Annotated in this window: 7 protein-coding genes; all 7 read left to right on the top strand. The window is 68.6% G+C overall.

The window, feature by feature from the left end:
• Window positions 1–59 precede the first annotated feature (59 nt).
• The 7 genes from cas3g (at window position 60) to cas2 (ending at window position 10189) form a co-directional block, all read left to right on the top strand.
• Window positions 60–2564: a type I-G CRISPR-associated helicase/endonuclease Cas3g gene (cas3g, locus tag LRF89_RS10895; RefSeq protein ID WP_238637105.1), complete on the top strand. Its 2505-nt coding sequence runs from the start codon at window positions 60–62 to the stop codon at window positions 2562–2564.
• A complete protein-coding gene (locus tag LRF89_RS10900) occupies window positions 2561–3082 on the top strand; it encodes a nucleotidyl transferase AbiEii/AbiGii toxin family protein (protein WP_238637106.1) in 522 nt (173 codons plus the stop codon). Before cas3g ends, LRF89_RS10900 begins: the two co-directional genes overlap by 4 nt.
• Window positions 3075–5456, top strand: a complete 2382-nt coding sequence (gene cas8g1 / locus LRF89_RS10905) for a type I-G CRISPR-associated protein Cas8g1/Csx17 (protein WP_238637107.1) — start codon at window positions 3075–3077, stop codon at window positions 5454–5456. Before LRF89_RS10900 ends, cas8g1 begins: the two co-directional genes overlap by 8 nt.
• A 13-nt stretch (window positions 5457–5469) precedes the next feature.
• The gene (gene cas7g / locus LRF89_RS10910) at window positions 5470–6426 is read left to right on the top strand and encodes a type I-G CRISPR-associated RAMP protein Csb1/Cas7g (RefSeq protein WP_238637108.1); all 957 of its coding nucleotides are present in this window, start codon (window positions 5470–5472) and stop codon (window positions 6424–6426) included.
• Window positions 6427–6428: 2 nt separating this feature from the next.
• Window positions 6429–7961 (top strand): type I-G CRISPR-associated protein Csb2, encoded by a 1533-nt coding sequence (gene csb2 / locus LRF89_RS10915; protein WP_238637109.1) that lies wholly within the window; start codon window positions 6429–6431, stop codon window positions 7959–7961.
• Between the two features lie 182 nt (window positions 7962–8143).
• The gene (gene cas4g/cas1g, locus LRF89_RS10920; RefSeq protein ID WP_238637110.1) at window positions 8144–9895 is read left to right on the top strand and encodes a CRISPR-associated endonuclease Cas4g/Cas1g; all 1752 of its coding nucleotides are present in this window, start codon (window positions 8144–8146) and stop codon (window positions 9893–9895) included.
• Between the two features lie 3 nt (window positions 9896–9898).
• Window positions 9899–10189 carry a CRISPR-associated endonuclease Cas2 gene (gene cas2, locus LRF89_RS10925; RefSeq protein WP_238633422.1) on the top strand — a complete coding sequence of 97 codons (291 nt, stop codon included), beginning with the start codon at window positions 9899–9901 and terminating at the stop codon, window positions 10187–10189.
• Window positions 10190–10413: the final 224 nt, after the last annotated feature.

The following is a 10413-nucleotide window of genomic DNA, read 5'->3' on the forward strand; positions in this document are numbered from 1 at the left end:
TTCAGGGTAGCGTCGGGATGTGCCTGGGTGGGCCGACCTGCCGGCTAGGGAGAGCTTGAATGAGTTACGACACCTTGTTCGCTGCCGCGCTCGGCCAGGCGCGGCGTCCTTACCCCTACCAGCGCCGCCTCGCTAAGGGCCCCTGGCCCGAATGCCTCGAAGTTCCTACGGGGTTGGGCAAGACCGCCGCCGTCACCCTGGCGTGGGCGCATCGCCGCGGTATCCGGCCCGATGGGCTGCAGGAGGCGCCCGATCCCGAGACCCCACGGCGGCTGGTCTGGTGTCTGCCGATGCGGGTGCTGGTCGAGCAGACCGTCCAAAACATCCGGGACTGGCTCAGCCGCCTGGGCGTGCTCGGCGATGCCGGGGAACCGGATCGGGTGGCCGTGCATGCGCTGATGGGCGGCGAGGCAGATTTGCGCCGCGGGGCTTGGGCGGCCTATCCAGAGCAGGACGCCGTGCTGGTGGGCACCCAGGACATGCTCCTCTCCCGCGCGCTGATGCGCGGCTACGGCATGAGCCGTTACCAGTGGCCGGTTCACCATGCCCTGCTGCACAACGACGCCCTGTGGGTGTTCGACGAGGTCCAGCTGATGGGTCCGGCCCTGCCCACCACCGCGCAGCTGGAGGCATTCCGGCGCGATCTGGGCACGACCGGCCCGTCGCGCAGTATCTGGGTCTCCGCCACCCTGCAGGCGGAGTGGCTCGATACCGTGGACTTCCGCCGCCACCGCCAGGATGGGGTGGCGCGGCTGACTCTGGACGATACGGACCGCTCTGTGCCGGAGGTGGCCGCCCGCGTGGGCGCGCCGAAAACGCTGGAGGCCGCCGCCACCCGTCTCGATGACGCGACCAAGAAAGGGCAGGACGCCTACGTCGCCGCCCTGGCAGATGAGATCCGTGCCGCCCACCACCCCGGCGAGCAGACGCTGGTCATCGTCAACCGCGTCGAGCGGGCGCAGGGGCTCTACGACGCGCTGGCGGACGCCGGCGCCGATCGGCTCCTCCTGCACGCACGTTTCCGCCCGGCTGAGCGCGCCGCGATCGAAGCGCAGCTGCACCAAGCGCCAGAGGGTGGCGGGCGGATCGTCATCGCCACCCAGGCGGTGGAGGCTGGGGTCGATCTCGACAGCCGCGTGCTCTTCACCGAGCTAGCGCCCTGGGCCTCCCTGGTGCAGCGTTTTGGTCGCTGCAACCGCGCCGGCCGGTTTGAAGATGCCCGCGTCTACTGGGTCGACATGGACGAGACGGCCAAGGGGGTGGCGCTACCCTACGAGCCGGAGTCGCTGAGCCGCGCCCGGGAGCAGCTCCAGGCTGCCCCTTCCGCCGCTCCGCAGGATCTGCCCCCGGTCACCGAGCCGCCGGTCGCCGCCCAGGTGCTCCGCCGGCGCGACCTGCTGGAGCTGTTCAATACCGATCCCGACCTTTCCGGCTTCGACGTGGATGTTTCGCCCTACATCCGCGACATCGGTACGCCGCAGGTGCACCTCTTCTGGCGCGATGTGGATCGCGAGGGCGCGGCGCAGCAGGCGGCGCCCGAGCGCGCCGAGCTCTGTCCGGCCTCCGTCACGCAGGTCCAGGAGCATCTTAAGAAAAAGCTTCCCGCGGCGCGGAAAAAGGCGGTCCATCGCGAAGCGCCAGCGGCCTGGCGCTTCGATCCGCTGGCCGGCGAGCGCCAGCAGGGGGTTTGGGCGCCGGTTCGCCGCGCCGAGGAGGTCCGTCCGGGCCAGACCCTGATGCTGGCTGCCGGCGATGGTGGCTACGATCCGCATCGCGGTTTCGTGCCGGGCGCTGCCGCCCCGGTCGATGTCATCGCCGAGGCCGCCGGCAGTCAGGCCGATGAGGGCTACGGCGACGACCGGCTGACCGCCACCGGGCACACGGTCCCGCTGGCCGACCATCTGGACCACGTCGCTGCGGCTGCGCGGGAGCTGGCCGACGCCCTCGCCTTGGATGAGGCCGCGCGTGCGCTGCTGGAGACTGCCGCTTACTGGCACGACGTGGGTAAGGCCCACGAGGCCTTCCAGCGCGGCATCGGTGCCACCCCCGACGATCCGGACGGCCCGTGGGCCAAGTCTACCGGCGGCGGTCGGCCGGACTACCACCGGCTGGATCCAGAAGGCCGGCGGGAGCCACGGCCCGGTCTCCGCCACGAGCTCGCCTCGGCCCTGGCGTGGCTGGAGCACGGCGCCCCGGAGCGATCGGCCGCGGAGCGGGATCTGATCGCCTACCTCATCGCCGCGCACCACGGGCGTGTCCGTCTTGGCCTGCGCGCCCTGCCCAACGAGCCGGAGCCCCCGGACGCTGCCGACGCCGGCCGGCTGTACGCCCGCGGCGTGTGGCACGGCGATCGCCTGCCGGCGCTTCAGGGGGGACCGGTGTCCCTGCCCGCCACCGAGCTGCGGTTGGGCCTCATGCGCCTGGGGCGCGGCCCCCAGGGGCCGTCCTGGAGCGAGCGCACCCGCCGCCTGCTGGAGGCGCACGGCCCCTTCCGGCTCGCGTGGCTGGAGGCGCTGCTGCGCATCGCCGACTGGCGCGCGTCGGCGCGGGAGGGGGAGGCATGAAGCTCGATAGCATCGTCGCCGTGGTTGGGGCACTGGATGATGCTGGTGTTCGCTTTCTGGTAGCCGGCGGCGTGGCGGTCAATCTTCACGGCTATGCGCGGATGACGCAGGATCTGGATCTGGTCGTGGAGCTTTCACCGGAAAATGCCCAAGCCGCTATGCAAGCCCTGGCGGGGCTCGGTTACCGACCAAGGGTGCCCGTGTCCATGGAAAGCTTTGCGGATCCGGTGCAGCGCGACGACTGGATCGAGAACAAACACATGCAGGTGTTCTCGCTCTTTAGCGATACCCACCCTGAAACCACCATCGATGTATTCGTTACGGAACCGTTCTCCTTCGAGGACGAGTACCAGCGGGCTGATCGTTACCCCATCGAGTCGGGCGTTGAGATCCGCGCCGTCACCCCGGAAACACTGATCGCTATGAAGCGCATCGCTGATCGGGACCGGGATCGCGACGACATCCAGCACTTGCAATGGATCATCGAGGAGCGTCGCCAGGAGCCGGGTGATGACTAGGAATACGAAAGATCCCTGGGAGTCCGCCACCTTTGAAGGCGCCCGCCGCGCCGAGATCCGGCGGAGCATGCAGCTGTCTCCGCGGCGCCGTCTGGAAGCCATGATCGAGCTCGAACAAACGGCAAAATACCTGGCCGCTGTACCCCGCGCGAGCACAACGGAGGCAAGCACCTCGCGGAGTGTCAGCGAACCTTCTTCGGGGTATGACGGGAACTCTGTCTCGGGGGAGCATCGCCTTGTCCTTTCCGGTTGCACGCCGGTCCCTCTGGCGAGTTACCTCAAGGCCCTGGGCATCCTGCGCCTGGTCGTCGAGCAGGCCGACCCGGAAGCCCGCGGCTGCTGGCAGAACGAGCAGTTCGTGCTGGAGAGCCGGCTGGATGCGGAGGAACTGAAGCGGTTCTTTCTGGAGGAATATCGGCCGACGCCGATCCTGGCGCCTTGGAACGGTGGCAGCGGGTTTTATCCGAAGGACAACCAGGACGGTATCGAGCCCCTTTCCAATGCGCCGGCGGAACGGCTCGACCCGCTCAGAGCCACAATCACCGCTATTCGGCAAATCCTGGAGGCGCACGGCTATCAAGAGCGCCCGGCCGGTGACGACAAGGCGGCGTTGCTGGCGGAGCTCCGAGCCGAGCTGCCCGAGGCGGCGCTGGCCTGGCTGGACGCGGCGGTCTTGCTCACCGAGGACAGCCCGCACTATCCGCCCCTTCTGGGCACCGGGGGTAACGACGGTCGGCTCGACTTCACCAACAACTTCATGCAGCGGCTGGTTGCCCTGCTGGATCCGGAAACTGGTCAGGCCCGGCCAGAGGCGGTCGGTTGGCTGGACGAGGCCCTTTTCGACCGCGCGGGGCCCGGTCTGCCCACCGCCAAGGTCGGGCAGTTCTCTCCGGGGGAGGCCGGTGGTCCGAACCAGACGGCCGGTTTCGAAATCGATAAGCCGCTGGTCAATCCGTGGGACTTCACCCTCATGCTGGAGGGGGCCCTGCTGTTTGCAGCGACCGCCACGCGCCGGCTGGAAGGCTCCACCCCCGGCGCGCTGAGCTATCCCTTCACCGTACGCGCCACCGGTGCTGGCAGCGGCGGCGCCGCCCTGGGCGACGAGGACAACGCACGCGCTGAGTTCTGGGCGCCCCTGTGGAGCGCGCCAGTGGGGCTCGCCGAGTTGCAGGGTGTCCTTGCGGAGGGGCGTGTCACCCTCGGGCGCCGGCCTGCCCGTGATGGCCTGGACTTCGTGCGGGCGGTCTCGCATCTCGGCGTGGAACGGGGACTGGAAAGCTTTCAGCGCTACGCCTTTCTGATGCGCTCGGGAAAGGCCTACTTTGCTACGCCCCTCAACCGCGTCACCGTGCAACGCAACCCGGCAGCCGACCTGATCGACGAGCTGGATGCCGGCGGCTGGCTGGATCGCTTCCGCCGTCATGCGCGCGGGGATGGTGCGAACCGGGTGGCCTCCCTGGCCCGGCGCCTGGAGGACGCGGTCTTCGAGCTGGCTACGCGTCGTGACGACACGGCTCCCGCCGTGCGCCGGCTGCTCGCCGTGCTGGGCGCCATCCAGCTCCACCTGGCGCGCAGCCCGAAAGCGCGTGAGGCGTGCCCGCCGGTGCCGGCGCTGTCAGCGCAGTGGCTCACCCGCGCCGACGATGGCAGCCCGGAGCTGGCTCTCGCTGCCGCCCTGGCCGGAGTGCACGGGCGTGATGGCAAGGCGGGCGAGCGGATGCCCATGCGCGCTCATCTCGCCCCGGAGACGGCAAGCCGATATCCGAGCTGGGCCGCGGACGACACCCACGCCGTCACCTGGGCCGTCGGTGCCTCGCTGGCCGACAACCTAGCCGCCACCCTGCACCGCCGCCTGCTCGAGGCCCACCAGGGCGAGCTTGCCGACAAGCCGCTGCGGGGCTCCCGAACCGCCCCGTTGGCCGACGTGGCTGCCTGGCTCAGCGGCGAGGTGGATGAACAGCGCCTGACCGAGCTCCTGCCCGGGCTGATGCTGGTACGGATCCCCCCAGGCCCGCCGCGGGCGCAGCGCGAGGCGCCCCTGCCCGCCGCCTACCGTCTGCTCAAGCCGTTGTTCTGCACTGACGAGCAGCTCCGCCGTGCCGGGGTGCTGCCGCCGGATCGAGCGCTGCCGCTCAAGGCGGATCTCCTCCGCCGTCTGGAGGCCCATGATGTTGCCGGCGCCCTGGAGCTGGGGCGGCGCCGTCGCCGCGCCGCCGGCATCGGCACCGGCTTCCAGCAGGTGGCGCCCGGAATCGCTGATGGCCGCCGCCTGCTGGCGGCGCTCATGGTGCCGATCTCCGATGCCGCCCTGAAGGCGCTAGCGCCGGGTAGCGTCACTGAGCCTGCTGCCGCCGAAACCAACGAGAACCACTGACAGGAGTCCTGCCATGCCCCTCAGTCTCGACACCCTCGCGGACACGCCGCGCCTGCTCCTGGAGGCGGATCTGCAACCGATCCAGGGGACCCGTTTCCAGCCCACCGGCTTCCCCGACCTGGGCGCTGCCGAGTACCCCGCGCCCGACGGCAACGGCCGGATGCTGCTCGTGGAGTCGGCCCAGAGCATGGCCAACCGCCTCGAGGCGGTCTGCTGGGACGACGCCAGCGAGGACTGGGTGGCGCCGTTACAAGGATTGCCCTATGTCCGTGTCAGCAACGCCAACGGCGAGCTGCTGACCACCTCCGTGCTCGAGGCGCACCGGCTGAATTCGCCCTACATCCTGGAGGGCAAGGACACTACGGTCCTGAATATGCTCAAGGAGGAGCTGGCCGGCATGGAGCAGGGCCGGGTGGATATCCGCAAGCTCGCCGAGACCCTGGTGCGGGTGGATACTAACGCCGCCCTGCACGGGGTGTTCCTGGCTAAGAAGGAGCTCGCGGGCGGTCGGTTGCGGCTTCCCCGGGCGCTCTCGGCCTTCATCGAGGCGGAAGACGTGCAGGTCGCCCCGAGTGGCGGGGTGAAAGTGGATACCGTGGATCCGAGCGGCGATACCTCCAAGGGCTTCGGCAACGTCCCCTACGCCCGGGACGAGTTTGTCGCCCCGCGCATCACCGCCTACTTCAACCTGGACCTGGCGCAGATCCGCGCCTTCCGCCTGGGCGAGGCGGCGGAGCGGCTGCTGGTGGCGTTGGCGTTGTTCAAGGTGCAGCGCTTCCTCGAGGCGGGGCTGCGGCTGCGCACTGCCTGCGACCTGGAGTGCCAGGCGCTGCGGGTGACTCGGCCCGAGGGCTTCGACGTGCCCGCATTGACCGACCTGGAAGCGGCGCTTCCGGGCCTGATCGAGGCGGTGGGCCAGGAAGGTCTCCTCAATGACCCGCGGATCACGGAAGTCACCTACAGGAAGTAGCCATGGTCACCATCGCCTTCCGCTTCCCCGCCGGGCGCTACCACGCCACGCCCTGGGGCCGGCACGTCAACGAGGCCGAGGTGGAGTGGCCGCCGTCACCGTGGCGCATCCTGCGCGCGCTGGTGGCTACCTGGCACCGTAAGGCCGACACCGAACGCCACCCCGAGTCGGTACTCACCGCGCTGGTGGAGCGGCTGGCCGGGACGCTTCCCCGCTACCGACTCCCGCGCGGCGTGCGCGCCCACAGCCGTCACTACATGCCCCAGGGCCGATTCAAGGGTGGTCGTGAGGACACCTCGCTGATCTTCGACGCCTTCCTGCGCCTGGAGCCGGAGGCCGAGCTTATCGCCCACTGGTCCGATGTGACCCTGGAACCGGCAGAGCGCGCGCTGCTCGATGACCTCCTCCGCGATCTGGGCTTTCTCGGCCGCGCGGAGAGCTGGGTGGAGGCGCGGCGCCTGGAGGGCTGGGAGGGCGAGCTGGACTGCTGTCCGGCGGAACTCTCAATCGATCCCGAGACCGGTGAGGCGCTGGATCCGGTCCGGTTGATGGCCCCTGCGCCCCCGGAGGATTATCCACCTTGGCGGGCCGCCGTGATCGACGCCCACGGCCTGGATGCCAAGAAGCTGAAGAAGCCCCAGCGCGAGATCCTTGCCACCCTGCCGGAGCGTTTCCTGGATGCCCTCCGCCTGGAGACGTCGGAGCTGCAGCGGGCTGGTTGGAGCCAGCCCCCGGGGGCGCGGCCGGTGCTCTACCAGCGTCCCTCCGACGCCTTCACCCAGCGCGGCGGGCGGGTTGCACGCCGCCCCCGACGCCGAGCGCACGCTACCACCGCCCGCCTGGCACTGGCCGGCAAGCCGCTGCCCCGTCTGGAAGACGCGGTCCGCATCGGCGAGATCACGCGCCTGGCGGCCATCAAGAAGGCCGAGCAGGCCAACGGCGGCCATGTACCCGCCGTGCTCTCGGGCCACGGCCTGCCCGCCGGTAACCGCCACGGCCACGCCTTCTACCTGCCGGAGGACGCCGATGGAGACGGGAAGATCGACCACATCCTGGTCTACGCCCCCGATGGCCTCTCGGCGGAGGCGCTCCGCGCGCTGGATCGTATCACCCGGCTTTGGGAGAGAGATGGTGGCGAGTGGCAAGTGCTATTCGAGGGGGCAGGGGGGGCAGCCGATTGGCCGGAATCCCCGTACCTGGGCCGGGCGCGGACGTGGTCCTCGGTCACGCCGTACCTCCACCCCTGGTACGCCAAGAAGCGTTTCGGGGTCGCCGAGCAGATTGCCCGCGAGTGCCGGGAGCGCGGCTGGCCGGAGCCCGAGGTCCGTATCGAACAGGCGCGCTGGGAAGGCCCGGACGGGCGCCCGCGGCGTCCCGTCCATTTCCACCGCTTCCGCAGCAAGCCGGGTCTGCGGCAGCCGGACACCCGGGGTCAGTTCGTGCGCCTCACCTTCCCGGAGCCGGTGGAGGGTCCGGTGGCGCTGGGGTTTGGGTGTCATTTCGGGTTGGGGCTCTTTTGTCCAACCCATGACTGACGTCTAGCGCCTGCTATTTGCCGTGGACGGCCGAGTGGTTATGCGCAAGGTGCAAGAAGCGCCAGAAGGCTCTGGCGGAAACGATCATTCACGTAGCCGTCCGTCTCGGTGGCGTGGAGATCGTGGTGACGCGGGAGAAGGGTTTGCGCCCGGGCGTGATCCCACAACACAGGAGGTGTGCCGTGACGGAACACACCGATGGCCCCCAGCAGCAGGAACTACCCCTGCCGTTTCCGGAGTTCACCGCCGACGTCCCGTTGCTGCCGGCTCGCATGGTCAACGAGTTTGTCTACTGCCCGCGGCTGGCCTACCTGGAGTGGGTCCAGGGCGAGTGGGCCGATTCAGCAGATACCGTGCAGGGGCGATACGGACACCGTCGGGTCGATCAGGCTCAGACGAGTGGGCGGCGCAGCAAGGATCCACTGCCAGCGGGGGGTGACGCCGAAGAAGGCGAGCGGATCCACGCCCGATCCATCACGCTCTCCTCCAACCAGATTGGCCTGATCGCCAAGATGGACCTGGTCGAGGGGCATGGGGATGGCGAGGTTACCCCGGTGGATTACAAGCGGGGTAAGCGCCCCCACGTGGCCAAAGGCGCCTACGAGCCTGAGCTCGTGCAACTGTGCGCCCAAGGTCTGCTCCTGGAAGAGCACGGATACGAGTGCCCAAGCGGCTACCTCTACTTTATCGGTTCCCGCGAGCGGGTCTCGGTGTCCTTCGATGAAGCGCTCAGGAACCAGACCCTCTCGGCAATCAACGGCCTGCGTTTGCTGGCGGCCGGGGGCCGGATACCACCGCCGCTGGAGGATAGCCCCAAGTGCCCCCGGTGCTCCCTGGTGTCCATCTGCCTTCCGGATGAAGTCAACTTCCTGCGCCGGCAGGATGACCAGCCGCTGCGCCCCATCGCGGTCGCTCGCGACGAGGCGCTGCCGCTCTACGTGCAGGCCAACCGGGCCAAGATCGCCAAGAAAGGGGAGAACCTGGAGGTTCGTGTCGAGGACGAGCGCCAGGCCTTGCCCCGTCTGATCGACATCTCCCAGGTCGTGGTGATGGGGAACACGTACATCACGACGCCGACCCTCCACGAGCTGATGCGTCGCGAGATCCCGGTAACCTGGCACTCCTACGGCGGGTGGTTCCTGGGGCATACAAGCGGCCTTGGTCATAAGAATGTGGAGCTGCGAACGGCCCAATACCGTGGCAGTTTCGATGAGCAGGTATGCCTGCGCCTGGCGCGGGGATTCGTGCGCGCCAAGATCGTGAACAGTCGCGTGATGATGCGGCGGAACTGGCGTAGCGAGGACGAAAACCGTCAACCGTTACGCGAGCTTAAGCGCCTGGCTGAGCAAGCGGAACGAGCCCGCAGCCTGGCCGAGTTGCTGGGCATCGAGGGGAATGCGGCGGCCATCTACTTCGGCCGGTTCCGATGCCTGATCAGGCGGGATGGCGAGAGTGACGGGCTACCCTTCGATTTCACGACCCGGAACCGCAGGCCTCCCACGGATCCCGTCAACGCCATGCTCTCCTACGGCTACTCGCTGCTGACGCGGACCTGGTCGGTGACCCTCTCCGCGGTCGGATTCGACCCGTACCGGGGCTTCTACCACCAGCCCCGGTACGGCCGGCCGGCCCTGGCGCTGGATATGATGGAGCCGTTCCGGCCGCTGCTGGCCGACTCCGCCGTTCTCATGGCGATCAACAACGGGGAGGTGCGCCCGAGTGACTTTATCGCTGCCGGATCTGGCGTGAACCTCACCCCCGATGGACGGAAGCGGTTCATCGCGGCGTACGAGCGCCGTCTGTCCCAGGAGGTGACCCATCCCCTGTTCGGTTATCGGATCAGCTATCGCCGACTGCTGGAACTGCAGGCACGTCTGCTAGGCCGGTTCCTGCTCGGTGAGCTGATGGACTACCCCAACTTCACCACGAGGTGAGCCATGGAGGAGCGCTTATACGTGGTCGCGTACGATATCCGTGACCAGAAACGCTGGCGCCGGGTCTTCAAGATCATGAAAGGTTACGGTGAGTGGCTGCAGCTGTCCGTCTTCCAGTGCCGGTTATCGCAGAAGCGGCACGCAGAGCTGATCGCCCTGCTCGACGGAATCATCCAGCACGACGTCGATCACGTCGTCCTGCTGGAGGTTGGGCCCGCGGATCGGGTGGAGCCCAAAGTCACCAGCCTGGGTAAGACGTTCGAGCCGGTGGAGCGCGAGCCCACCATCGTGTAGCGTTACGGGTGTGGGCGCTAACGCGCCTCTGGCGGGCGAGGGGTCCAGTGGTGGGCGATCCCCCGGGCACCCCTCGCGCCACAGAAACTCTTTCATAATCAGATGGGTAAGAGTTTGAAATGCGGCCCTTCACGCGACTCGGGCAGCCTTGGAGAGTGTCGTATGCGAGACCGCTCGCAAGGCACCGCTGCAATGCGCCCAGCATGCGGGTCTCCAAGGGGGCT

The organism is Halorhodospira sp. 9621 (assembly GCF_022228055.1).
Lineage (GTDB): Bacteria > Pseudomonadota > Gammaproteobacteria > Nitrococcales > Halorhodospiraceae > Halorhodospira > Halorhodospira halophila_A.

Coding starts and splice junctions, on each gene's coding strand:
- cas3g (WP_238637105.1), top strand. CDS start 60: ATGAGTTACGACACCTTGTTCGCTGCCGCGCTCGGCCAGGCGCGGCGT.
- LRF89_RS10900 (WP_238637106.1), top strand. CDS start 2,561: ATGAAGCTCGATAGCATCGTCGCCGTGGTTGGGGCACTGGATGATGCT.
- cas8g1 (WP_238637107.1), top strand. CDS start 3,075: ATGACTAGGAATACGAAAGATCCCTGGGAGTCCGCCACCTTTGAAGGC.
- cas7g (WP_238637108.1), top strand. CDS start 5,470: ATGCCCCTCAGTCTCGACACCCTCGCGGACACGCCGCGCCTGCTCCTG.
- csb2 (WP_238637109.1), top strand. CDS start 6,429: ATGGTCACCATCGCCTTCCGCTTCCCCGCCGGGCGCTACCACGCCACG.
- cas2 (WP_238633422.1), top strand. CDS start 9,899: ATGGAGGAGCGCTTATACGTGGTCGCGTACGATATCCGTGACCAGAAA.